We start from the raw sequence: 24251 nt of genomic DNA on the forward strand, positions 1-24251 counted from the left end.
TTCGCCAACGATCGATCCTTTATTCAGGCAGACCGATCTTTCTGAGCAGATCCTTGAACCGCTGGTCGCCGTGTAAAAACCTGTAAGCGTCAGTCGATTTTATGGTCAGGATGTCCGGTTCGCGCTCTTCGTAGGCCTTATTTAGAAATTCGATCGCTCTGTCGGCATCGTTCGCCGCTGCGTATGCGAATGCAATGTTCGCATTAGCGACATATGCTTTTGGGTCGCGATCCAGTGCGGTTTGTCGATTTGACAACACTGTCTTCAAATGGTGATCCCAGAAGCCCTCCCAGCCTTTTTTGACAAAAGCCGATCTGTATTCACCGATCATTTGCTCATTTTTTCCATCCAATTCGAATGCGGCCAAATACTGTTCAACGGCTTCGGGATACATCTTTAAAGTAGCGAAAGCGTCACCGAGGTTGTATCTGACCCGCGGGCTTTCAGGATAAAGGTCAACTGTCCGTTTAAGCTGTGCCAGAGCTTCATCGGGCCTGCCTGCAAAGCCAAGGATATTGCCCATCATCCGATTGATCACCAAAGACAGCGGATCGAGTTCAAGTGCGGTCGAGATCTCGGAAAGAGCTTCATCGTTCCTTCCTATACATGCAAGGAACTCAGCGTACCACTGATGAGCGGTCGCATAGTTTGGATTTAGCCGGATCGCATTCTTGTATTCGCGCTCCGCCGATCCCCAATCAAATTCGTAGGTGTTTATTATGTAACCGAGTGACGCATGAGCTTCCGCAAGGTTTGGATCAAGTTCGAGGGCCCTGAGGGCTGACTGTTTAGCCAGCGGTTTATATTCGCTCGGCCTTAAATTGTCGTATAAGGGCATCAACGCAAGCGCATCGGCCAGGCCTGCATGTGCGAGTGCAAACTCACTGTCGGTCCCGATGGCTTGCTTAAAGTAGCCTGCCGCGCGTTCGATACTCTTGATCGTTCGTTTGTTCCAGTGGAACCGTCCTTTGAGGTAGAGCTGCTGAGCCTCGGCGTTCGATGTGTAATTTTTTGCAACACTTTTTTGCACTTCGGACGAGAGTTGCGGCCTTAGCCGGGCCGAGACATCACGGGCGATCTCGCGCTGAAGTGTGACGAGGTCATTCATCTTTCGCGAGTAGCTGGCTGACCACAGAACGTCCTGTGTCGCTGCATTGACCAACTCAAGACTGATCTTCAGATCGTCACCGGACTTTGCCAGATTGCCCATCAATACGGCCTCGACATTCAACTCTTCCCCGATACGCTTTGGCAGATTTTCCTTCCCTTTGTATGTAAATACGGTGCTTCGCGCTTTTACGGACAATTTAGGGATCATCGAAAGGCTGCTGATGAGATTGTCGGTCAACCCGTCAGAAAGGTAATCAACATTCGCGTCGCCGCTCTGGTTCACAAACGGCATGACGGCGATCGAGCGGATCTGTTCGGATTCGGAAATGAAGTAGTATCCGAGGATCCCGCCGACCGCAGCGAGACCGAAAACGACCGCGGCAACCATAAGGACGTGTCGGCGAATAAAATGAACTGACGTCGAAGTTTGCGATCGACCTCGGACTGCCGTGTTGTCTTCATCCGGCACCCCAGCTAAACGAGCCGTGGACGTATCGATGGTTCGAATCGAACCATCGGCGGTTTTCGATCTTGACGGATCGGTAACGGATCGTCGCGGATCGGTCGCAAGATCTGTTCCGACCTCGTCGAGATCCAACCGGCGCCGCACGCTTTTAAGATCGGTCAGGACATCGTTGATCGACTGGTATCGATCATCAATGTTCTTCAGCAAACACCTGTCGACGATCGAGGCGACGACTGGCGGGACCTCAGCGGCAACGATCTCGAGCGGAGCGGCGTCCTTTTTAAGTATCAATCCGATCGTCTCGATCGCGTTTTCGCTGGCGAAAGCCTTCTTCCCCGAGATCATCTCGTACATTACTGAGCCGAAACTAAAAATATCCGACCGCGTGTCAACGCGGCCTCCTTTGGCCTGCTCAGGTGACATGTAGTCGGCGGTTCCAACGATCACGCCTGGTTGAGTATCACCGCGTTTGACCGCTTTCGATGAAGCAGATACAAATGGGTCTGCCGCCGATTCGGTCAGCTTCGCAATTCCAAAATCCAGGATCTTTACCAGCCCGCTTGGGCGGATCATTATGTTGTCAGGTTTTATGTCGCGATGAATAATGCCTGCGGAATGCGCTTCATCGAGGGCTGACGCGATCTGGATCGCAATGTCGATCGATGTTCGCAGGTCCACCCTACTCAACGTCAAGAGTTCCTTGAGTGTCTTTCCATTTATGAATTCTGTTGCGATGAAGTGCGTTCCGTCCGCTTCGCCGATCTCGTGGATGGTAATAATGTTCGGATGATTTAGGGCGGATATTGCCTTTGCTTCAAGTACGAATCTGCTTAATCGATCTTTGTCGTCAACGAATTCTTCGGGAAGCAGCTTGAGAGCGACCTTGCGGCCGAGCCTTGCGTCCTCCGCAAGGTAAACTTCGCCCATGCCGCCAACTCCCAGCAAGCTTTCGATCGTGTAATGGCCGATCGTTCGGCCGATCATCGGTTTTTGCTTTACACCATTCGAGAACAGTTCGGCGGCGAGCGATAGCGGCGGTTCGTTGAGAAAGTCGTCCCTGGTCTCGTCGAAGGCGAGCAGCGATTCGACCTCGGCCCGGATTTTGATGTCATCGCCGCAAGCATCGTCGAGAAACGCGGCCCGCGGAGCGGGCTCCAAATCAAGGGCAGCATGAAAGATCGCCTCGACCTTTTCTAGTCTTTCAGGGTCCATTGAGCTAAGCCTTAAGTATCGCGGGCATCTTTGTTCGGACGATCTAATTTGCTTTGCTCAATTCACGCAGCAGCCACGTGCGAGCAAAACGCCAATCACGCTTGACCGTTTCGGACGACATCTTCAGCACTTCGGCGATCTCGTCGGTAGTCAGGCCGCCAAAATATTTCAATTCGACGACGCGGCTCTTGCGTTCATCCATGGCCGCCAGCGTATTCAGTGCGTCGTCAAGAGCGACAATGTCGGTCGTCTGGCTGTTAGCGAGTGATGCCGCGTCGGTCAGTGTCACCCGTTCTTGCCATCCGCCTCGTTTCTGGCTGTGTTTGGATCGGGCGTAATCGACCAGAATGTGGCGCATGGCCGTTGCTGCAACGCCAAAGAAGTGTGCCCGATTCATCCAGTCATTATCATTCTGTTTCGCGAGTTTGAGGTAGGCCTCATGGATAAGCTCGGTCGTCTGAAACGTGTGTCCAGAGGGTTGCTGGCGCATGTATCTGCGTGCCATTTGACGAAGTTCGTCATAAACGAGCGGCATCAGGTGCTCAAGCGCAACTTGATCTCCCTTGCTCCAATCGATCAGAAGAGCCGTGATCTGCTGCGTACTGCTTTCAAGCATAAATCGTAAGGATGTGATAGCTGCGACTTGAGTATAAAACTTAACCCGGAAAAATAAAATTGCCGCGAGCGTTACACCTTTCCACAAAAATTCCCGTTTATATGTTCAGAGAATAACTTTTGAGCTCCCGATCGAATGTCTCTTCCCTCGATCAGCAGGTATTTCCACGCACGGGTCGAAAAATGTGGGTTTGCATGAAACGAAACCGTGGCTGATCGAACGATCACGGCTCGAACAGGTTTTCGATCAACAGAACTGAAGTTAATGGAGAAATAGATGAAATCAACAAGGTCGGTCGCCGTTCTGACGTTTTTAATTGGCATTTTGCTTTGTATTCCGGGCTTCTTAACCACCGAGGTGTCGGCCCAAAGCTCAAAGACCATCGTCGTGGTCAACAAAACCGGTGTAGTGATCTCGGCGCTTTATGTGACCCCCCACAGCTCGAAGGAATGGGGCGAAGACATTCTGGGAGCCGACGTACTTCCTTCAAATGACGAGATCGGCATCGTCTTTTCTCGTAAAGAGACCGCGAAGCTTTGGGACCTGAGGGTCGAGGACGACGAGGGCACCTATATCGAATGGGAGAACCTCGATCTTCGGGCGATCTCAAAGGTCACGCTCTATTACAAAAATGGCAAGGCAACCGCGATCTTCGACAATGCGATCCCTGATATGGCCGGCAACTGGATCGGTTATTACGACGACGGAACCCGATCGCCATATGTCTGGCGGATCACTCAAAACGGCAGTAATCTCGCGATCACCGACACAAAGAACAGTTCGACGAAATCTCGCGGAACGGTTCAGGGAAACTCGGTGCGGGCGCTGGATTTTGCTACACAGAATGGGACGCTTTCAGCTGACGGCACACGGATATCATGGTCGGACGGTGTCGTTTGGGTAAAGGCCGCGAAGGCACCCGACCTGAACGGTGTATGGGTCGGCTATTACGACGACGGCACGAGGTCGCCGTACGTGTGGAATATCGGACACATCGACTCGACATTGACCATACAGGATGCAAGGCCCGGCGGTACGACCCGATCTCGCGGGACGATACAGGGCAACAGCATACGAGCTCTCGACTTTGCTACTAAGAACGGAACGCTCTCGGCCGATGGAAATCGCATCACCTGGTCTGACGGCGTCGTTTGGGTAAGGCAATAGGTTCTGCCTTGCTTCCCCGATCGGGAATCAAACAGTTCAAAACAAATCAACTAAAGAGGAGAAATATTATGAGAAACATTAAGACTCTTGTCTTGGCCGCATTGTTCACGCTCGGTCTTTTCTACTTTCCGGGAATAACCACAGTTGACGTCGCGGCTCAGGGCGCACAGGACTTCATACTGGTCAACCGGACCGGTGTCGAGATCTATGCGCTTTACGTCACGCCACACAATGCCGACGAATGGGGCGAAGACATACTTGGCGCGGACACGCTGCTGAGCAACGAGGAACTCGAGATCACGTTTTCCCGAAAGGAGCGTGCAAAGCTCTGGGACCTTCGTGTCGAAGACAGCGACGGAAACTTCATCGAATGGGAAAAACTGAACCTGCTCGAAATATCGAAGGTCACACTTTATTACAAGAATCGAAAACCAACGGCGATCGTTGAATAACGATCGCGAACAAAAACACCAAGGAGAAATTATGAAATCAAGACTTTTGACCGCGATCGCGGTTTCGGTGCTCGGAACGTCGATGATCGGATGTTCATTTTCAGTAGGCACCGGCGACAATACGAGCACGGCAAAGCCCGCTAACACTGCCAACTCGAATGCTTCCAATGCGAACAGCAAATCGGGGACAACTACGGCTAAATCTGACAGCACGGCGAAGCCGACGCTGAAAAATGAAGCCAAACCGGAAGGCAAAGCCAAGTCAGCAAAGAAGAATCCGATCCCGTCCAACTGGATATACGTTTATGACGATGTCAAAGGCTACGGATTCTCGGTACCTGAGGGTTCGCAGGGACAGAGCGAAACCATCGAGGGTATCGACGTTATGGCCGTCACAACGCCCGCTCCTTCGGAGATCGATGTCTTTGTCCTAGCCTACAAGGACAAGACCCTTACGAAAGAGGACCTTCTCAGCGATGCGGTCGAGTTCCTCGAAGGCCTCGGTCAAAAGGTTACGCCCGGCGCGCTCAAAGCCGAAAGTGACGACTATGCCGTCGCTGACGCGACGACCGTCAATGCTAATGGCGAGAAAGGTAAGTTGAGGATCCTTGTCGGAACCGATATCACGGACAATTACGTGATGATCCTTGGCACCGAAGAGGGCCGGTTCGCCGCCAATGAGTCGATCATCGATTCGATCTGGGGAAGCTTTGAAATGTGGAGCGATACCGGAGAGTAGTATGGTCTAGATGGGTTAAGCGGGCGATCCATTCCGGGAAATTCCTGTCACGCGCCGCCAATCAGCGGCCCGCCGGAAAAGATGGATCAGCCTTGTGAACGTGGCGGCTCTGGGAGATATCCCAAAGCCGCCGCGTTTTTTTTCAGTTTCTCACACACTCGCCGCGTTTGAGGAACTGCCCGTCGCCGGCTTTGCCTTTGTGCTCGCCGTTCTCGATCACAACACTGCCGCGTGAGAGGACGGTCTCGACCTTGCCCTTGATCTTCCAGCCTTCGTATGAGGAATAATCGACGTTCATGTGTTCATTCTCGACGCCGAAGGTCGTCTCGCCATCCGGATCGAAGATGACGATATCAGCATCCGAGCCAACCGCGATCGTCCCCTTTTTTGGGAACATCCCGAACATCTTTGCCGCCGCTGTCGATGTCAGCTCGACAAAGCGATTAAGCGAAATGCGGTTCTCGACCACACCGCCGTTATAGATCAGAGCGAGCCGATTCTCGACACCGGGTGCGCCGTTCGGGATCTTGGAAAAATCGCCTAGACCGAGTTCCTTTTGCTCTTTCATGCAGAACGGGCAATGATCGGTCGAGATCACCTGTAGGTCGTCCATCTTGAGGCCTTTCCACAGCTCGGCACAGTTGTGCTTCTCGCGCAGCGGCGGCGTCATCACGAACTTCGCACCTTCCCAATCGTCACCGTAATCTTCGATCGAATGAAAAAGATACTGTGGGCATGTTTCGGCAAACGCCGCAATGCCGCGGTCGCGCGCCTGTCGCACCTGATTCAGCGCATCGGTACACGAAAGGTGAACGATATAGACCGGCGACTCGGCCATTTCGGCGATCGCGATCGCGCGATGGACACCCTCGGCCTCGGCTATTGTCGGCCTAGTAAGCGCGTGATATTTCGGTGCGGTTCGTCCATCGGCAAGAAAACGCTTGATTATCTCGTTGATGACGACCCCGTTCTCGGCGTGCATGCAGATCAGGCCGCCTCGGTCACCGGCCGCCGACATCGCGCGAAAGATCGTCGCGTCGTCCGCGAGAAAAACCCCGGGATACGCCATAAATAGCTTGAAGCTTGTCACGCCGGAATCCATGACCCGATACATTTCGGCTTCATCGCCGTCTTCGAACTCGGTTGTTATCAAATGAAAGCCGTAATCGATCGTGCATTTTCCGTTCGCTTTTGCATGCCAGTTATCGATACCCTGTGTCAACGACTCGCCTTTGTTCTGCACCGCAAAATCGATGATCGTCGTCGTCCCGCCAAACGCCGCCGCCCGCGTTCCCGTAAAAAAATCATCGCTCGACGAGGTCCCGCCAAACGGCAGCTCCATATGCGTATGCGGATCGATCCCGCCGGGGATCACGAGTTTCCCGGACGCATCGATGACGAGATCGGCTTCCATATCGAGTGACTTCCCTATCGTCGTCACGGTCTCGCCGTCGATGAAAATGTCAGCGTGATAGTCGTCAACCGCTGTGACGACGCGGCCGTTTTTAATTAGTGTTTTCATCGTCTTTGCCTTTTCTGTTAACCCTAGTGGAATGTCGTTGTCCTATTCTAGCGTTGAGTGAAGTGTGGAGACGACGGCTCGTGTATTTCGCGATATTTCATCATTCTCCGAACTGTATAGTATTGTCTATGTAATCGATCACCGGTCGCCAATCGTTCGATTCGGACTCTGGGTATGCATGTGCAAAAGTAAACATACTTACGCCCACAAAGACTCTGGTAACCCTAACAATAATATTCAGTCCTTGAGGTCCCTGGACGTTGAGTTGGATCCTATATGCCGGATGAGACCCAATCCGCTCCCATCGGGACGTTTGAACTTTCGCGTTCGTCGAATATTGTTGTTTCAGACCGTCAATTGCGTAGTTGAGAATCTTTTCAAGATCGGCCGTTGAAGACGTCATGATCTCGTCAGAATTCCCCGGTGAGGTTTGTGCAGCAACTTCCGTTGTTGCAAACGGCATCCGGGGTGCGGACTTAGCCCAAAAAATATTCTGATTTGCCGATGTTATTAACACCGCCGCCATGTCTAGATTACTCTCACCGACCGTCCCTATTACGCGGCCACTTTGTTCCGCTCTGTACCATTCCGCCGGGACTTCTACGCTACCGTTCAATGGAAGGGAAAGCTTAACAAAATCTAGACTTGGTTTTAAAACTTTGGATGTGTCGAGAGTTCGAGAATCTTGTGAAAAATAGAAGTTATTTCTACCTCGCTCACGATATGCCTGAAATTTGCCTAAAAGGCTGCCTAAAAGGCCGCCGCCGATTCCTAACCCAATTACAAGAAGTACCGTTATTCCGATAGCCTTAGATTTCGGGGCAATTACCCCACCGGGCTTTTCGTCCAATGGAACATCCTTCTCATCTTCCTCCAAACCGAATATTGACATGGTTTTGTTTCCTCCTACGGTGCTGGCGCCTTTTTTCTTCGGTGCTTTCTCGACGTGGCTGGCTGAGATCCAGGCGGCGAGTTTGCCGGGGTCGACAGCGTAGTTGTATAAGTTACAGCGAATGTCCCCGACGATTGTGTTTAATGTGACGACTTCTTCTTCCGCGTTAGACCCGACTCTTTCTGAGATTTACGGACGAACCCCATTGCTCCGTAAAGTGGGGTGTCATTGCCGTAGGCGAGGTCGGCGTCGATAAAGATGTCGGCAAAATAGCCGTCCACCGCAGTAACGACACGTCCGTTTTTGATCAGTGTTTTCAATTTCAATTTTGTCCTGTAACGGAGTGAAAGCCAAAAACGTTAACGGTCCCTACTCACTGTTAGGGTCGAGTGCTTCGCGCAGCGCCAATAGTTCTGGTAGAACAAGTTGATCCTTTGGTCGGTTGGCCGCTTGCTTGGCAGCGATCAAAGCATCCAGGGACAGCACCTTGACAACCCGGTCGTAAATTGTAAAATCGACCGACTTTTCTCTCGCCACAGTATAGTCGCCGACACCCGCAACCTCTGCCAACAGATCTATATCGCCGATTGTCGTGCTGAAAGTAAAATTCGTACCGTTTCGAAGCGTGCTTTCGTCGAAGATAAAAGGCAGTTCGTCAGGAATACCTCTCGCACGCGGTTTGAACCGGCCAAGCGCCGCACACAGCTTAACAAGGTTAATATTGGTCCTCGAATAGCAAAGATCGAGATCCTCGGTCACATACGCCGAAGAATGAAGCGTGATGGCTACGCCGCCAATGAGAACGAATTCGACATCATTATCGACGAGTGCCGTAATTGCGTCTTTGAGCTCGATCATTTCTTCAGAAGCCGTGCTTCTCTCGCTTTGTCCAGTTCGACATGAAACCTCATTGCCGATTGAAGGTCATCGATACGCTGTTGCGGAGTCTTTCTAAGTTTCCCGACGATCAGAGTGAGGTCAATGCCAAAGTCCCTCGCCTCAGCGATCTTGCTTCCCGGACGCGGGTTCAGCAGTTTTTCTTCAGGCGTTCTCATACGTACATTTTAACCCAAGACCACATGTTGGAAAGCTTGAAATGATGCCTCGATCAATCTTCCAGCGACTTCCCGCCGATGCTCTCTCAGTCTCCGCTCGGGATCACTTCCGGACTCGCTCAAAAAGCATATCTCTCATTCTTGAACCGCCAACATGTAATTTTTCGATATTACCCTTCGCGTCCCGCGTTACCCAGACGACGAAGCCCTGGGTCGCGAAATGGTCTTTGTAGATCGGCCTGAGCGCAAGACGTGTGATCGGTCGCTGGATGATGAATGCCTTGTCACCGTCGACCGAAAAGGTCAGCGTAGCCTGAGCTTCTTCACTGTACCAATCACCTGCGAAAGTGGCTAGGTCAGCGGCGGATGGCGTCCAGCCGGTTACGAGAGTAAGGCGTGTGACGGAACCGTCTGGGTTGTTAATGACTGCGGTCGCCGGACTGCCGTCGGTGAACTTCATCTTGCGGTCCCCGAGCATGAAAGATCCGTCAGCCACAGGTTTCAATGCCGTGTTGCCAAGCTTTAGTTCGCCTTTATCGAGCGTGATCGGGTTAACGTTCCTAGTGATATCGTTTTTCCAGATGCCCGCGTACTTCTTAAGTCGCCCTTCGGGTACGGGCACGCCCTCCACCTTCGAGGGCTCGGGGAACGGCCCAAAGATCTCGTCGACCACGCTATATACGATCTCGCCCGATGAAGGCGGAAACCCGTTACAAAGAGCGGCCACCGATACTTTCTTCTCAGGGAATCTGGCGAGATATGTCTGATATCCCGCAGTTCCGCCACTATGCGTTACTTCCTTGATTCCCCTGTAGCTGTCAACGACGACACCCAGCGCATAACTGATCTTACGCCCGTCATTCAGGACGGCTTGTGTTTCGAGTGCGTTGACAAACGGCTCGCCGAAGGTCTTCGCGTCGAGAGCGGCGTTCCATTTCAGCCAATCGCCGACGGTCGTCAGCATTCCGCCGTTCCCGACGACGTTCATGAACGGCATGTTCAGCATCCACGGAGCGGTCGGGCCGGCTTTCGAGTACGCCTGAGCACGGCCCGGGACGATGCGTTGATAGTTGTCACGCCAAGAGCTTTTTGTCATGCCCAGCGGCTTGAATATCCGCTCACCGACAAAATCGCCAAACTTCTGCTTCGACACACGCTCGACGATCTCGGCCGCGAGCTGATAGCCGCTATTCGAATAGGAATACTCGGCTCCCGGAACGAAATCAAGATGTTTCTGCCTATAGATAACATCCAGAGCAACCGCCTGGTTTATTACACGGTCACCACGCCCGACACCGGTCAATTGCATTACCGAGCCCCAATCGCGAAGGCCCGCTGTGTGCGTAAGGATGTGCCGGATAGTTATCGGTTTTTCATATTCGGGAAATTCGGGGATGTACTTACGCACAGGATCGTCGATATTAAGTTTCCCGTCCTGCTGCAGCAAAATGAGAGCCGCGGCAGTGAATTGCTTCGCAACGGAACCCGATTCAAAGATCGTCTGCGGCGTGTTCGCGATGCCGTGCTCCAACTCAGCCATCCCAAACGCCTTTTCAAAAACGCTCTCACCGTTAAGCGAAACGCCAACCGCACAGCCCGGAGCCGGCATCGGATTGGTCTTTGCGGCCTTGTCAAAGGCCCGCTCCGCTCCGGCGATGACCTTTGCTCTGTCAGGTACCTGTGCATACAGACCCAAACTAAACACCAGTATAAAGACGAAAGTTATCGACTGTTTCATAAGCTAATCCTCTGAAATACGCTTCCGCATCTTTGAAATGCTCGCCGAATATCCGATCTTTTCATACGCCCGAATCGCTGAGACATTGTCCACATAGACCTCAAGTCTCATCTCGGTCACGCCGTTTGAAACCGACCATCGTTCAAGTTCCTTGATGATCTTTTGGTTCACACCTTTGCCGCGATGTTCTGGAACGGTGAACATGAAGCCCATGTACGCGTGTTGTTCATGATCCAGATACGGTTTCGAATCCTCGATGCGAGCATAACCCGAGCCAACGACCTGACCATCAAACTCGGCCACCACTACCCGAATGTGCGGTGCCGCGAGCATTGCCGCCATATCGTAATAACGGATGCTCTCTGGCTTCAGAGTCTCATCAAATGGCCGCTCGGCCTCGATCACTCCCTGTTCAAAGTCAAGGAGTATTTCCAGATCGGCAACTTCGGCTGTTCTGACCGTTACGTCCATAAGTTCACGGATCCTTTCTTGTCGCACGAACAAAAGGCATATCTCGCATGCGGCCTTCGCCTATATGCATCCTCACAACCTTTCCCGACGGATCGCGGTCAAACCATACGATCTGGCCCGAACCAGCAAAGCAGTCCTTGTATAACGGCCTTAGCGCTATTCGCGGCGAATTTTTGATCGACAAAAACGCGTTTGAGCCCTCGGCCTCGAACCTGACAGTTGCTTCGGCATCGTCGCTGTACCAGTCGCCGGCGAATCCGGCCAGATCAGCCGCCGACGGCTGCCACTCGGCTTCTGCGGTGAAGCGGATGCTGTCGCCGTTGGTTATCGCGTCGAAAGAGACCGGTTTTCCAGCGCTATCGTTGATGAAGACGATCTTATTCGAACCGATCATCATTGATCCGTCGGGCATCGCACGCACAGGCGTAGCACCCGCGCGCAATTCGCCATTGTTCAGGGTAAATCGCGTTGCTGTCTTATTCCGTTCGTTCTTCCAGAGCCCGACATATCTCTCAGGCTGCTGGATCGGCAGGTTTTCTGCACTGGCGGCGGCCGGAGGTTCGGGAAAGGGGCCGAGGATCTCGTCAGCGATGCTGTTCGCAAGGGCCGTCGAATCCGGCGCTGTTCCATTGCACAGCACCGCGATCGAGAGCTTTTTATCGGGAAAACGCGCAAGAAAAGTCCTGTAACCTGCCGTCCCTCCGCTGTGAGCGACTTGTTTGTTGCCTTTATACGAATTGATACCAAGGCCGAGCGCGTAGCTGATCTTTTGTCCGTTGTTCAGAACGCCCTGCGTTTCAAGCGAATCGGCGAGCGAAGCGTTCCACGTTTTTGCATCGAGCATCGCATTCCATTTAAGCCAATCACCGATGGTCGTCAGCATTCCGCCGCCGCCGTGGGCGGTCATCATCGGCATGCTCAGTCGCCAAGGGCCATCACCACTCTTTGCATAGGCCTGTGCCCGGCCGGGTACGATCCGTTGAAAATCGTCGCGGTAACCGGTGCTCTTCATTCCGACCGGCTTCAAAATACGCTCAGTGACGAACTCGGGTAATTTTTGCTTGGAAACACGCTCGACGATCATCGCCGCCAGCTGATAGCCGCTGTTCGAATACGAATACTCGGCCCCGGGCATAAAATCCAGCCCCTTTTGCCGCACCACCGTATCAAAGATCATCTGCTGCGTGACTATATGCTGGCCCGCGCCTTCCCCGCTCAACGCCCTCACCGCAAACCAATCCCGCAGCCCTGCTGTGTGATTGAGCAGATGCCGGATGGTAAGGGGAGCTCCGTAGTCCGGCAGTTCAGGGACATATTTCCTGACAGGATCGTCGATACTCAGCTTCCCGTCCTGCTGCAGCAGAACAAGAGCCGCCGCGGTGAACTGCTTCGCAACAGAGCCCGATTCGAAAATGGTCTGTGGGGTATTTGCAATACTGTGCTCCATTTCAGCCAGCCCAAACGCCTTTTCGAAAACGGATTCTCCATTCAGCGAAACCCCGACCGCGCAGCCCGGAGCAGGCATCACGACCGACTTTGCGACCTTTTCAAATGCTCGTTCAGCGGCTGATGTGACCTTGTCTTTTTCGAGTAGCTGGCCAAACCCGGTGCCTGCAACCAGCAAGATCACTGCCGCGATCGTTTTACCAAAGAAATACCTCATAAATTCACCTGGACAAGTAGATCCGATCAATCTTGTTATTCCGGCTGGAGTTCAAAATGGCCGATCCTTCCCTGTTGATCACGACCAAGTTCCAGTACTACGGTCATGCTCTGAAACTCGACGTTATACCGATAGAGCATTTCATCGCCCATATCGGTCTTTTCGAGAAGTTCAAATTTTAGTATCCCGCCAAGCGTTTTGAGGTGAGCGATCAGACGATCATTCGGATCGGAAAGGGCTTGACGCACACGGGGCGTAAATCGCTTCTCATCGACCTTTCCCTTGAGAACATCCTCGAGCGCTCGGCGCATATCAGCTGTGAATGCAGGTTCTGCGTCCGCGATCGGCTTAGGCTTTAGCTGCGGGTCGATGACCTCCGCAACACCGTTGGCCAAACGGGCCGGGTTCGTGTTGGACGAGTTGGCGAACGCGATGACCGTCAACTTTGCCGACGGGTACCTCGCGATAAAAGACTTGAATCCCTGCCAGGCACCGCCATGCTCGATCACGCCCTGACCATTGACAGTCCGAAGTGCCCAACCAAATCCGTAACGCTCTTTCTTGCCATTATTTAGACGAACAGGCGTCCACATTTGTTTGTATGATCGCTCACTGAGAAGTTTGCGCTCTGCCAGGCACGCTTCCCACTTGATCATGTCAAGTACAGAAAGATATAGTGCGCCGTCGGCAGTGGTGTTGAGCGCCGGCGACACCCACGCTTGATTTTTGACCTCGCCATTTCTGAGTTCGTACCCTGCAGCCCGATTTGCAACGATATCGTATTCGCTGATAACGCGAGCCGTTGTCATCCCGAGCGGCTTGAAAACGCGCTCCGCGAGGAAATCGCCATAAAACTTACCCGAGACTTTTCTGATCAGAATTCCCAGCGTTACGAATCCAAAATTGCTGTATTGCCACTTTTCACCGGGAGCAAAGCCTAAGGGGGTTTCCTTGATGATCTTAAGGAGGTCGTCCTCAGTGTAGTCTTTGCGGAAATCGAATTTCTGCGGATAGTCTCCCATTCCGCTAGTATGCGTCAGCAGATTTCGGACAGTGATGTTCGCCCAACTTGGCGGCACCTCACCAAGGTATTTGCCGATCTTCTCATCGAGGCCTATCTTTCCTTCGTCGACCAAAAGCATCACGGCAAAGGCAGTAAACTGTTTGCCGACCGAGCCCGACTGAAAGATCGTCTCGGGCTTGACCGGGACATTATGCTCAACATTTGCGAGACCATAGCCCTTTACGATCATCGGCTTGCCGTCCTTTATCACGGCCAGAGAAACGCCCGGGATCTTTTCGCGTTCCATTTGCTGCTTTACAAACTCGTCGACGTCTGTTTCGGACTGCGCGGCGATGGTCAGCACTTGTGAAAAAACGAATACTGCGGTCAGTACGTATCTCATCATATGAATTTCTTTGAATTTCTATCGCAGATCACGCTGCGGGATACTTCGCCATCCCCGACTCCCATGCGCCAAATTCGCGTCTCGCGTCGTTGAGGATCCCCGGGTGCTTCAGTTTAAAGTCCGATTGCTCGCGTTCGTCGACCGACAGATCATACAAATATTCATTCTTTGCATCGCGGATATATTTCCATTTACCGTTGAGCATTCCGCCTTGTGATTTTGTTCGCCAAAAAAATCTCCGGTCGTGGTTCGGCACTGTTCCGCGGAGCACTGGTAAAAGATCCTCGCCATCCAACGGAAAATTAGCATCGGGCCGCGATCCTGCCGCCGCGATCATCGTAGCCGTCCAATCCATCGTGATAACTGGCTGATCGGAAACAGTGCCCCGGTTCGTTACGCCCGGCCATCGAACTATCGCCGGAACACGAATACCTCCTTCGTATAGTTCCATTTTCTGACCGCGAAATGGCCAATTGAACGAAAATCGTTCGCCGCCGTTGTCGCTCGTGAAGATCACAAGCGTATTCTTTTCAAGGCCGGTCGATCTGAGGGCGCTCAAGACTCGCCCGATCCCAGAATCGAGAGACCTCATCATTTCTCCATAGATCTTGAGAGAACCGCCAGCACGAAATCCGGCCGAGCTATAGTCAATCGTGTCACTAAATGCACGGTCGTTCGGGCCTTCCCACGGCCAATGTGGGGCGGTGTAATGAAGGCTCAGATAAAATGGATCCTTGCGGGGTCTTTTGAGATAATCGACGGCTCGATCTGAAAGCAGATCGGTCATATACCCCACTTTCTCGACAGGTGTCCTTCCTTCATAAAGGTCCAATTCGGCCTTCATGTCCTTGTGGGTAAAATGATCGACGGCGCCGCTCATGATCCCGAAAAACTCATCAAACCCGTAATGGAGCGGCCCGAAATCCGGCCAATAGCCAAGATGCCATTTGCCGATAAGGGCCGTTTCGTAACCCGCTTCCTTAATTAGCGACGAGACTGTCGGATGAGATCGAGGGATACCTGTGGTTTTGATTCGATCGCCGATAGCACTTCGTTCATGTATCGGCTCTTCCAGACCGACGGGCAAGCGTGCCGGATAGCGGCCGGTATGAAATCCCACACGGGTCGGTGTGCAGACGGGTGCGGCCGAATAGGCTTTCGTAAACCGAGTTCCCTGTCGGGCAAGCCGATCGAGATTAGGCGTCTGGTAGTCGGGGCGCCCATAGCAACTCAGATCTCCCCAGCCCATATCATCGGCAAGAATAAAAAGAATGTTCGGTCGACTAGCCGCCTCTGAACGGGACGCCGCAAGAGATCCTGCAACGGCGATCCCCGCAGCACCAGCAATAAACTGTCGCCGATCCACTTTCATCATTATAGTTGTCAACAAAGAGCCAATCCCGCATCTAAAGCCTCGATCAGCCGATCTACAGTGTCCGTCGTCGTATTGAGCATCATCCCGGTTCGGATAACGTTGCCGTAGAGGCCGCCTTTGCCGATCAGAACGCCTTGTCGCTTTGTTTCTTCAAATACGCGCAAAACAGCTTCGGGGTTTGGTTCTTTTGTATTTCTGTCTTTTACGAGTTCGATGCCCTGCATCAGCCCCATTCCGCGAACATCGCCGACGCATGCGTATTTTTCCTTCAGTTTCAGCAACTCGTTGTGGAAATGATCGCCGACGATGCGTGCGTTTGTCCGCAGGTCGTCCTCTTCGATCACGTTGATCACCGCAAGGGCGGCGGCGGACGAGACCGGGTTGCCGCCGAAGGTTGAAAAGGTCAGGCCGGGAAAAGCGTCAGCGACTTCCGGTGTTGCGATCGTCCAACCGATCGGCACTCCGTTGCCCATTCCTTTGGCCGATGTGATGATGTCCGGCTCGACGCCCCAATGCTCGATCCCGAACCATCGGTCGCCCGTGCGTCCCCAGGCCGCCTGGACTTCGTCCGAAATGAACAGGCCACCGTGACGCCTGGCGATCTCGGCGACACGCGGGAAATACTCCTTCGGCGGGATGATAAATCCACCCACGCCGAGTATCGTTTCGGCCATGAAGGCGGCAATGCTCCCGGTCGTTGTCGTATTGATAATGTCCTCGACGTCGTCGGCACAAGCGACCCCACACGACGGATACTCAAGTTTGAACGGGCAACGATAACAATAGGGTGCAGCGGCGTGAACGATTCCCGCAACCTGCGACGCGATCGGTTTCCACGTTTTATGCCCGATCGTGGAGAGTGCCGTCGCCGAGCGCCCTGCATAGCTATGCCGAAGTACGATGATCTCGTTGTTGCCGGTCGCGATCTTTGCGGCGAGAATGGCGGTATCGTCGGCCTCGGTGCCGCTGTTTGTAAAGAACGACTTTTTCAAACGCCCCGGCGAGATCTCTGCGAGCTTTTCTGCCAGGTCGCTCTGCGGCTGGTTTGCGTAGAGTGTAGATGTATGTGCGATCTTATCGACCTGTTCTTTCCACGCCGCGTTGACCCTCGGATTTGCATGACCAATGCTTACGGTGAGCACTCCTCCAAAACAATCAAGGTATTTGTTTCCCTGGTCATCCCAGACGTATTCGCCCTCGCCTTTCACCAATGCGATCGGCTCTTGGTAATAGTTGGCGACGGCCGGAAAAAGAAATTCCTTGTGCTTACGGACGGCATCAGACACCGTCGATCGTGTTTCTTGTGGTTCCATTTCAATAAAGGTTTCCTTCGCGTTTGCGGCCGGTGTAATCGACGTAAACTACCTTAAGTTCGGTGTAAAAATCGAGCGACGTCGAGCCCTGTTCGCGTGCACCGAGTCCGGTGTGCTTGACGCCGCCAAACGGAATATGTGCCTCGCCGCCCGTGGTCGGTGAGTTTATATGGGTCATGCCGGTCTCGATCTCATCAATAAAGCGGTACGTCGAATTTACATCGTTCGTGAAGACAGACGACGACAAGCCATATTCACTGTCGTTCGCCACCGCCATTGCCTCGTCAAAGTCCTTCACACGAATTACCGAAAGGACAGGGCCGAATATCTCTTCCTGCGCGATACGCATATCGGTGGTCACGCGGTCGAAAACGGTCGGCTCGACGAACCAGCCGTTTTCGAGCCCGTCACCCTCGGCACGGCGCCCGCCGCACACCAATTCGGCTCCGTCCTCGCGGCCTATATCGATGTATTTTAACACGGTGGTGAATTGGCTTTCGTCGACCGAGGGTCCGATATCCGTGTTCGGATCGTCGCCCGGCCCAAGGCGGAAACTCTTCGCACGTTCGACTATTTTCGAGACGAACTCATCCGCGACCTTGTCGATCACGATCGCCCGCGACGTAGCCGTGCAGCGTTGCCCGGTCGAGCCGAAAGCACCTTGTGCAGTCGATTCGACCGCGAGAGCAATATCGCAATCTTCGAGGACGACGACCGGGTTCTTGCCGCCCATTTCGGCCTGTACCTTCACGCCCCTCGGCGCGACCTGAGCGTACAATTTCAGACCGGTCTCGGTCGATCCGGTGAACGAGATCGCCTTGACGGCAGGATGGCAGACGATCTCATCACCCGCTTCGCCCCCGGAACCGAGGACAAGATTCAAGACGCCCGGCGGCAGTCCGGCTTCGTTGAAAACTTCCGTTAACAAAACCGCGGTCATCGGCGTAAGAGTCGCCGGCTTGAAAACAACAGTGTTCCCTGCGACCAACGCGGGAGCGATCTTCCACGCCGGGATCGCGACCGGAAAATTCCACGGAGTGATCGCAGCAACGACACCATGCGGTTCCCTGATCGTATATGCAAAATTAGCGGGCAGTTCTGAGGGGATCGTCTCACCGACCATTCTTCGCGACTCGCCTGCACAAAACTCGACGACGTTAATCGCGCGTGTCAGTTCGCCGCGGGCCTCGGCCAACGTTTTCCCTTCTTCGCGTGTGATCGCGGCGGCAAGCTCTTCCTTGCGTTCTTCCATTAATCGCGCTGCCCGAGCAACGATCCGTCCGCGTGCCGGTGCCGGAGTGCGTTTCCACGATCTGAATGCAGCATGGGCGGCTTCGACCGCACTTCGAGCCTCTTCACGCGACGCGAGTTCGATGGTACCGATAACATCATCGGTATGCGCCGGATCGATGTTAAGCGATGTTCTGCCCGAAGCTGAGTTGAGCCATGCACCGTTGATGTAGCTGCGGAATATAGTCATAAATTGCTGCAATAATTGAGGGTTAAACAATTAGAATCGTGCGGTTTATAGTGATAATCTTATACACGCAATGAACGCGGAAAGCAACAAAAACCTATGTCAGCTTTTGGAGGAAAGGGCGGGTTTCGCGCCCGATAAAGCGTTTTTGTTCTCAGAGGCCGATGAACGCGTCTGGTCGTATGCCGAGTTTGTCAAAGATGTGAACCGCACAGCTAACATGTTGAGTTCGCACGGAATCGGCAAAGGAGATGTCGTCAGCCTGCTGCTTCCAAATTCGGCGGAATACGTCATTGCATATTTCGCCTTCTGGAAGATCGGAGCACTGGCAGGGCCCGTGAATTCGCTGCTAAAACCAGAAGAGGTCGAATGGATCGTGACAAATTCCGAGGCAAAGCTAATGCTTGTCAGCTCAGATCTTGTCGCGAGCATCCCCTCGCAATTCCGCGGTGATCGCCGAAACAATGGCCGAGACCGGTTCGTGATGTTCGACGAAATAAATGCCGCCACCGAGGGTTTCAGCGGTGAGATCGGGACGACCGATCTTGGGCCCGATGACGAGGCGATAATCATCTACACCTCGGGAACTACCGGAAAGCCGAAAGGATGTCTGCTGACGCACGGTAATCTGATAGCGAACGCTCGGCAGATCTCGGGATGGATGGGTTTCGGCCCCGATGACAGACTGCTTTCCGTGATGCCTCTTTTTCACATGAACGCGGTCTCGGTAACAACTATATCGGCATTATACGCCGGCGGTTCGACCGTGATCTCACCAAAATTTTCGGCGTCGCGGTTTTGGGAGATCATCGAAAAATACCAGATCACCTCATTCGGCTCCGTCGCGACGATGCTTTCGATGCTGTTGGAGCGAAAGGACGATAGCCGCACGCTCGCCGGAAGTCCGCGTTCCCTGCGATTTGCGATGTGCGGCTCGGCCCCTGTTCCGGCAGAGGTGATGAAGAGGTTCGAAGAGACATTTGGCGTTCTTGTCGTAGAAGGCTACGGCCTGAGCGAATCGACGTGCCGCTCGACCTTCAATCCGCCGAATGAAAAACGACGGCCGGGCTCGTGCGGCATGCCTATAGGGAACGAAATGCGTGTTGTAGACGAAGAAGACAACGAAGTTCCGGACGGCACTCTCGGCGAGATCGTCCTTCGCGGCCCTAATATCTTCAAGGGCTATTTCAAGAACCCGGATGCGACCGAAAGGGCGTTTGCCGGCGGATGGTTTCATACCGGCGACATAGGTTACCGCGATCCTGACGGCTTTTTCTACATCGCCGACCGCAAAACCGACATGATCATCCGCGGCGGCGAAAATATCTATCCGCGTGAGATCGACGACCTGCTTTATACGCACCCCGCGATCGCGCATGCTGCGGTAATCGGCGTTCCTGACGAATTATATGGAGAGGAGGTCACGGCATTTGTCGTCCTAAAAGACGCAGATTCGGTAACCGAAACCGAGATCGTTGACTTTTGTAAACAACATCTCGCCGATTTCAAATGCCCGAAGACCGTGCATTTCGTTGATGATATTCCGAAAGGCCCGACAGGGAAACTTCTCAAGAGAGAGTTGGCAAAACTCTTTGCGGAATCGCGTGCGAAGTGATGGCTGTTTATCTGAGAAAATGCACGCCATTTGTGCGGCCTTCGGCACTTGTATGTTGTAAACTTAGCGTTTCTTTATGTCGAAACGAAAACTAGGAATTGCAGTTGTCGGAATAGGCGGTGCGGTCGGAACGACGATGGCCGCCGGTATCGAACTGCTCAAGAAAGGCCTGATCGGCACCAATGGTCTGCCGCTTGCGGACCGCGCGATCAAAGGACTTGTCGACTACACCGACCTAGCCTTTGCCGGCTGGGATCTTTTCCCCGAAGATCTTGCAAAGGCGGCCGAGAGCCACGAAGTGCTGACATACAAACAACACGTTGCCGTTGAGGACGAACTCCGGCAGATCAAGCCGTGGCATTCCGTCGGTGATGAACGATTTCTTTCGCTAATCGAAGGCCAAAACAAGATCGGTACCCGAGGTCACCGGGCCACGATCGATAAACTCAGAGCCGACCTCGCCGGGTTCAAGGCCAAGTGCGACTCCGTTGTCGTGATCAACCTTGCCTCAACTGAAAAGCTTGCAGTAGAAGGAAATGAGATATTTAACACGCTTGCCGGTTTTGAGAATGCATTGGATGAGAATGCAGACGACATTTCGCCAGCAATGCTTTACGCTTACGCCGCGATCGCCGAAGGCGTTCCGTACGGCAACTTCACGCCGTCCGTATCTGCTGATACACCCGCATTGATCGAATTCGCCCGTGAGCGAAATGTTCCGATCGCCGGAAAGGACGGCAAGACCGGGCAGACCTTTATCAAAACCGTTCTGGCCCCTGCGTTAAAGAGCCGCTCTCTTCATGTTGATGGCTGGTACTCGACCAATATTTTGGGAAACCGCGACGGGCTGGCGCTTTCGAACGAAGATTCGCTGGCTTCGAAGGTGAAAACGAAGAGTTCCGTGCTCGACGACATTCTCGGATACGAGGTCGAAGATCACATCGTTGATATCCGATATTACCGGCCGCGAGGCGACAACAAAGAGGCGTGGGACAATATCGACATCAGCGGATTTCTCGGCCAATCGATGCAGATCAAGGTGAATTTTCTCTGTAAGGATTCGATCCTCGCGGCACCGCTTGCGATCGAGATCGCCCGCTGTCTCGATCTTGCCCAACTGCGCGGCGAAGGCGGAATTCAGGAACAGCTTTCGGTCTTTTTCAAACTGCCGATGATAAATTCAACCAAGCCTGAGCACGCGTTTCACAAACAGGAAGAACTACTGCTCTCCTGGCTGGCGTCCTAACTCGGCCTCGGCCGCGATAAACCCAAAACTCGACCATTGATTACCGGCAACGATCTGTCGAAAGATCGTCACGGCTTTTTCCATATCGCCGTTGTAGAGAAAATAATTCCCGATGCCGTAGCCGAGCGAGGCCGAACCGAGCGTATTTGCGTCGCCGCGGATAGTGGAAAGAAGGTTCTCGGCCCTCGCCTCACCTTTGTTGAGTTTCAAAAGGTTCAGGTAATCTGCGTTCTCTATGATCTCGATATCAGTGGGAAAGCCTTTCAATAGCCTTTCCGCTTTGCTTCTCTTGCCCATTCGCCGAAGTGTCATGTAATGCCAATACGTGGTAGCAACCCGCATGTCATTGTTCTTCGAGACCATTTGACAATTCTCATATGCTTTGAGCGCCTTGCCGAAATGACCCTTCAAATAGTATGCGAGGCCGAGGTGATACCAGATATTCGACTGCAGGGTGCTTGTCGGGATGTTCCTGGCATTCGGCATCCCGTCGGGTTCGATCTCGTCAGGCTTACCCTTTATCAAAGCCGCTGCTTTTTCGAAGTCCTTTATCGCATCGTCAAAACATCTGATCGTTATGTAACGATGCCCGCGGTGGCGGTAAAACCGCGCATCTTTCGGAAACCGCTCGATAGCTTTCGAAAACACCCCGATCGCGTCTTTGTATCGGCCAAGATATGCGACGCGTCGGCCGACCCAGATCAGATTGTCGGCGGTCGGTTCGGCCTCGTATCTGAGGGTCGCAGCCTCGATATTTTTGACATTCTCGGCCTTTGCATCGACACTCATCGATGGAGCGACGACCTTAGCATTTTCCGGGCAGTTCTGTGCAAATACGGAGACTGCTGAGACTAGAAGCGCGATGATCATGCCTGGAATTTTCATGGCCAAGATTTTAACAGCAAAGTCACACCTCGGGGAAATGCGATGCCGTCGGGGCTTTGCGTTCTGTGCGGCTTCGCGTGAAAATACAGGCTCACGAATTTTATGAACGCTCTGAGGTCGAACGCATTTATGTCCAACTCTTCATTTACATTCTCACTCCCTGAATCGATCGAAGCGGCCGTTGGGGCTGAGATCGCGGCATGGCGATCGGCCGACAAGATCGCTCGGATCTGGGCAAAGGACGCCGGCGTATGGACATCGTCCGGCGAAGAAAAATGGCTCGGGTGGCTGGATATCGTCGACCGCGAACTCGATGACCTCGAAAAGTATCGTGCCTTGCAGGCCGATCTCGCCGATGCGGGTTTTGAAGACATCCTGCTGATGGGAATGGGCGGTTCGTCGCTTTGCCCCGAGGTCCTCGCAATGACCTTCGGGGTCAAGAATTTCCACATTCTCGACTCGACCGTGCCGGCGCAAGTGAAAGCGATCGAAGAAAAGCTCGATCTCGCCAAAACCCTTTTCATCGTTGCGAGCAAATCGGGCTCGACTCTCGAACCGAATTGTTTCAAACAGTACTTCTTTGACCGCGTTTCAAAGATCAGCGGTGATCCGGGCAAGCAGTTCGTCGCCATCACAGACCCTGGTTCGAAGATGGAAGCGGTCGCACGCGAAGACGGATTCCGCCATATAATCTACGGCGAACCCACGGTCGGCGGACGATTTTCGGCGCTGTCGCCATTCGGTATGACCGCGGCGGCCGCAATGGGGCTTGATGTCGCACGGCTCCTCATCGGCGCGAAAGAAATGGCCCGATCTTGCCGAGAGAGCGACGTTTCAGAGAATCCTTCGGCCCTGCTCGGCCTGATCCTCGGAGTTTGCCATGAGCACGGTCGCGACAAACTGACGATCTTGACCTCGCCTGATATCCACGACATTGGTGCCTGGATGGAGCAGCTGATCGCCGAATCGACGGGCAAGAACGGCGTGGCGATCATACCGGTCGATCGTGAGCCGGCCCAACCGGCGGTCAGCTATGGCGTTGACCGCGTTTTCGTTCATGTTACTCTAGCCGATTCGCAAAGTAATGCTGATCTTGCCGAGCTGCGGGCATCGGGCCACCCGGTGATCGAGATCGTCATGAACGATCGAAACGATATCGGTGCCGAGTTCTTTCGATGGGAATTTGCGACCGCCGTAGCAGGTAGCGTAATGGGCATCAACCCTTTCGATCAGCCCGACGTGGAATCTGCAAAGATCGAGGCCCGAAAGATCACCGAACAGTATGAGGTGACCGGTGAATTACCGGCTGAGACACCGTTTTTCGAGCAGGACGGGATCAAGCTCTTTACATCCGAAGCGTATGCGGCACGGTTGCGAGAAATGGTCGATGAGCCCGATTTGGACGATTATCTTTCTGCACATTTTTCGAATACAGAGGACGGCGACTATTTCGCGGTGCTCGGTTACGTCGAGATGAACGATCAGAATGAAGACCTATTGCAGTCGATCAGGAAACGAATCCTCGAGTCGCGGCTCGTCGCCACATGTCTCGGATTCGGACCTCGATTCCTGCACTCGACCGGACAGGCATACAAAGGCGGAGCTAATAACGGCGTCTTTCTCCAAATAACCTCAGACGACGTAGTTGAACTGCCGGTTCCCGGGCAGAAGTATTCGTTTGGCGTGGTAAGGGCCGCTCAGGCCCGCGGCGATTTCCAGGTTCTGCTCGACCGCGGCCGCCGTGCATTGAGGGTTCATCTTGGGACCGACGTTGCCGAAGGTCTGCGTCGACTAGGTTCGCTTCGAACGGTCTGACCCGTCCAGGATT

The 24251-nt window shown here is 53.4% G+C and carries 21 protein-coding genes; 6 read left to right on the top strand and 15 right to left on the bottom strand.

What is annotated here, in order from left to right; all coding sequences use genetic code 11:
* Positions 1–19 precede the first annotated feature (19 nt).
* Positions 20–2788 (bottom strand): protein kinase, encoded by a 2769-nt coding sequence (locus IPM28_07850; protein MBK9172906.1) that lies wholly within the window; start codon positions 2786–2788, stop codon positions 20–22.
* A 43-nt stretch (positions 2789–2831) separates the two neighbouring features.
* Positions 2832–3404, bottom strand: a complete 573-nt coding sequence (locus IPM28_07855) for a sigma-70 family RNA polymerase sigma factor (GenBank protein MBK9172907.1) — start codon at positions 3402–3404, stop codon at positions 2832–2834.
* A 276-nt stretch (positions 3405–3680) separates the two neighbouring features.
* On the opposite strand from IPM28_07855, the gene IPM28_07860 reads away from it, so the two are divergent.
* The 3 genes from IPM28_07860 (at position 3681) to IPM28_07870 (ending at position 5762) form a co-directional block, all read left to right on the top strand.
* Positions 3681–4571, top strand: a complete 891-nt coding sequence (locus tag IPM28_07860) for a hypothetical protein (GenBank protein ID MBK9172908.1) — start codon at positions 3681–3683, stop codon at positions 4569–4571.
* A 68-nt stretch (positions 4572–4639) separates the two neighbouring features.
* Entirely contained in the window at positions 4640–5023 is a 384-nt protein-coding gene (locus IPM28_07865) for an argininosuccinate lyase (GenBank protein MBK9172909.1), read from the top strand.
* A gap of 31 nt (positions 5024–5054) precedes the next feature.
* Positions 5055–5762, top strand: a complete 708-nt coding sequence (locus IPM28_07870; protein ID MBK9172910.1) for a hypothetical protein — start codon at positions 5055–5057, stop codon at positions 5760–5762.
* A 142-nt stretch (positions 5763–5904) separates the two neighbouring features.
* Here IPM28_07870 and hydA read toward each other — a convergent pair whose 3' ends face one another.
* From hydA to IPM28_07930, 12 genes are all read right to left on the bottom strand, one after another.
* Positions 5905–7284: a dihydropyrimidinase gene (hydA, locus tag IPM28_07875; protein MBK9172911.1), complete on the bottom strand. Its 1380-nt coding sequence runs from the start codon at positions 7282–7284 to the stop codon at positions 5905–5907.
* Between the two features lie 100 nt (positions 7285–7384).
* On the bottom strand, positions 7385–8176 hold the full coding sequence (locus IPM28_07880) for a hypothetical protein (protein ID MBK9172912.1): 792 nt from the start codon (positions 8174–8176) through the stop codon (positions 7385–7387).
* 140 nt (positions 8177–8316) lie between these two features.
* Entirely contained in the window at positions 8317–8496 is a 180-nt protein-coding gene (locus tag IPM28_07885; protein ID MBK9172913.1) for a hypothetical protein, read from the bottom strand.
* Between the two features lie 49 nt (positions 8497–8545).
* The gene (locus tag IPM28_07890) at positions 8546–9034 is read right to left on the bottom strand and encodes a hypothetical protein (GenBank protein MBK9172914.1); all 489 of its coding nucleotides are present in this window, start codon (positions 9032–9034) and stop codon (positions 8546–8548) included.
* Positions 9031–9231: a hypothetical protein gene (locus tag IPM28_07895; GenBank protein MBK9172915.1), complete on the bottom strand. Its 201-nt coding sequence runs from the start codon at positions 9229–9231 to the stop codon at positions 9031–9033. The genes IPM28_07890 and IPM28_07895 overlap by 4 nt, the downstream gene beginning before the upstream one ends.
* 103 nt (positions 9232–9334) lie before the next feature.
* The gene (locus IPM28_07900) at positions 9335–10969 is read right to left on the bottom strand and encodes a beta-lactamase family protein (GenBank protein MBK9172916.1); all 1635 of its coding nucleotides are present in this window, start codon (positions 10967–10969) and stop codon (positions 9335–9337) included.
* Between the two features lie 3 nt (positions 10970–10972).
* Entirely contained in the window at positions 10973–11440 is a 468-nt protein-coding gene (locus tag IPM28_07905) for a GNAT family N-acetyltransferase (protein MBK9172917.1), read from the bottom strand.
* A 4-nt stretch (positions 11441–11444) separates the two neighbouring features.
* Entirely contained in the window at positions 11445–13103 is a 1659-nt protein-coding gene (locus IPM28_07910; protein MBK9172918.1) for a beta-lactamase family protein, read from the bottom strand.
* Positions 13104–13138: 35 nt separating this feature from the next.
* Complete coding sequence (locus IPM28_07915; GenBank protein ID MBK9172919.1) at positions 13139–14512, bottom strand: beta-lactamase family protein; 1374 nt, start codon at positions 14510–14512, stop codon at positions 13139–13141.
* A 28-nt stretch (positions 14513–14540) separates the two neighbouring features.
* Positions 14541–15884, bottom strand: a complete 1344-nt coding sequence (locus IPM28_07920; GenBank protein ID MBK9172920.1) for a sulfatase-like hydrolase/transferase — start codon at positions 15882–15884, stop codon at positions 14541–14543.
* Between the two features lie 11 nt (positions 15885–15895).
* Positions 15896–17200: an aspartate aminotransferase family protein gene (locus IPM28_07925; GenBank protein MBK9172921.1), complete on the bottom strand. Its 1305-nt coding sequence runs from the start codon at positions 17198–17200 to the stop codon at positions 15896–15898.
* A gap of 1 nt (position 17201) precedes the next feature.
* Positions 17202–18680, bottom strand: coding sequence for an aldehyde dehydrogenase family protein (locus IPM28_07930; protein ID MBK9172922.1), 1479 nt, complete (start codon positions 18678–18680; stop codon positions 17202–17204).
* Between the two features lie 70 nt (positions 18681–18750).
* Between IPM28_07930 and IPM28_07935 the strand changes: the two genes are divergently transcribed.
* Complete coding sequence (locus IPM28_07935; GenBank protein ID MBK9172923.1) at positions 18751–20292, top strand: long-chain fatty acid--CoA ligase; 1542 nt, start codon at positions 18751–18753, stop codon at positions 20290–20292.
* 76 nt (positions 20293–20368) lie between these two features.
* Positions 20369–21538 (top strand): inositol-3-phosphate synthase, encoded by a 1170-nt coding sequence (locus tag IPM28_07940; protein ID MBK9172924.1) that lies wholly within the window; start codon positions 20369–20371, stop codon positions 21536–21538.
* Here IPM28_07940 and IPM28_07945 read toward each other — a convergent pair.
* Positions 21512–22423 (bottom strand): tetratricopeptide repeat protein, encoded by a 912-nt coding sequence (locus tag IPM28_07945; GenBank protein MBK9172925.1) that lies wholly within the window; start codon positions 22421–22423, stop codon positions 21512–21514. The two genes, IPM28_07940 and IPM28_07945, sit on opposite strands and share 27 nt — an antisense overlap.
* A 129-nt stretch (positions 22424–22552) precedes the next feature.
* On the opposite strand from IPM28_07945, the gene IPM28_07950 reads away from it, so the two are divergent.
* A complete protein-coding gene (locus tag IPM28_07950) occupies positions 22553–24238 on the top strand; it encodes a bifunctional transaldolase/phosoglucose isomerase (GenBank protein MBK9172926.1) in 1686 nt (561 codons plus the stop codon).
* Positions 24239–24251: the final 13 nt, after the last annotated feature.

This window comes from Chloracidobacterium sp. (assembly GCA_016716305.1).
In the GTDB taxonomy this organism is placed as follows: Bacteria; Acidobacteriota; Blastocatellia; order Pyrinomonadales; family Pyrinomonadaceae; genus OLB17.

Bases quoted from the DNA above. Each gene is read 5' to 3' on its own strand.
- IPM28_07850 (MBK9172906.1), bottom strand. From the start codon at position 2,788: ATGGACCCTGAAAGACTAGAAAAGGTCGAGGCGATCTTTCATGCTGCC.
- IPM28_07855 (MBK9172907.1), bottom strand. From the start codon at position 3,404: ATGCTTGAAAGCAGTACGCAGCAGATCACGGCTCTTCTGATCGATTGG.
- IPM28_07860 (MBK9172908.1), top strand. From the start codon at position 3,681: ATGAAATCAACAAGGTCGGTCGCCGTTCTGACGTTTTTAATTGGCATT.
- IPM28_07865 (MBK9172909.1), top strand. From the start codon at position 4,640: ATGAGAAACATTAAGACTCTTGTCTTGGCCGCATTGTTCACGCTCGGT.
- IPM28_07870 (MBK9172910.1), top strand. From the start codon at position 5,055: ATGAAATCAAGACTTTTGACCGCGATCGCGGTTTCGGTGCTCGGAACG.
- hydA (MBK9172911.1), bottom strand. From the start codon at position 7,284: ATGAAAACACTAATTAAAAACGGCCGCGTCGTCACAGCGGTTGACGAC.
- IPM28_07880 (MBK9172912.1), bottom strand. From the start codon at position 8,176: ATGTCAATATTCGGTTTGGAGGAAGATGAGAAGGATGTTCCATTGGAC.
- IPM28_07890 (MBK9172914.1), bottom strand. From the start codon at position 9,034: ATGATCGAGCTCAAAGACGCAATTACGGCACTCGTCGATAATGATGTC.
- IPM28_07895 (MBK9172915.1), bottom strand. From the start codon at position 9,231: ATGAGAACGCCTGAAGAAAAACTGCTGAACCCGCGTCCGGGAAGCAAG.
- IPM28_07900 (MBK9172916.1), bottom strand. From the start codon at position 10,969: ATGAAACAGTCGATAACTTTCGTCTTTATACTGGTGTTTAGTTTGGGT.
- IPM28_07905 (MBK9172917.1), bottom strand. From the start codon at position 11,440: ATGGACGTAACGGTCAGAACAGCCGAAGTTGCCGATCTGGAAATACTC.
- IPM28_07910 (MBK9172918.1), bottom strand. From the start codon at position 13,103: ATGAGGTATTTCTTTGGTAAAACGATCGCGGCAGTGATCTTGCTGGTT.
- IPM28_07915 (MBK9172919.1), bottom strand. From the start codon at position 14,512: ATGATGAGATACGTACTGACCGCAGTATTCGTTTTTTCACAAGTGCTG.
- IPM28_07920 (MBK9172920.1), bottom strand. From the start codon at position 15,884: ATGAAAGTGGATCGGCGACAGTTTATTGCTGGTGCTGCGGGGATCGCC.
- IPM28_07925 (MBK9172921.1), bottom strand. From the start codon at position 17,200: ATGGAACCACAAGAAACACGATCGACGGTGTCTGATGCCGTCCGTAAG.
- IPM28_07930 (MBK9172922.1), bottom strand. From the start codon at position 18,680: ATGACTATATTCCGCAGCTACATCAACGGTGCATGGCTCAACTCAGCT.
- IPM28_07935 (MBK9172923.1), top strand. From the start codon at position 18,751: ATGAACGCGGAAAGCAACAAAAACCTATGTCAGCTTTTGGAGGAAAGG.
- IPM28_07940 (MBK9172924.1), top strand. From the start codon at position 20,369: ATGTCGAAACGAAAACTAGGAATTGCAGTTGTCGGAATAGGCGGTGCG.
- IPM28_07945 (MBK9172925.1), bottom strand. From the start codon at position 22,423: ATGAAAATTCCAGGCATGATCATCGCGCTTCTAGTCTCAGCAGTCTCC.
- IPM28_07950 (MBK9172926.1), top strand. From the start codon at position 22,553: ATGTCCAACTCTTCATTTACATTCTCACTCCCTGAATCGATCGAAGCG.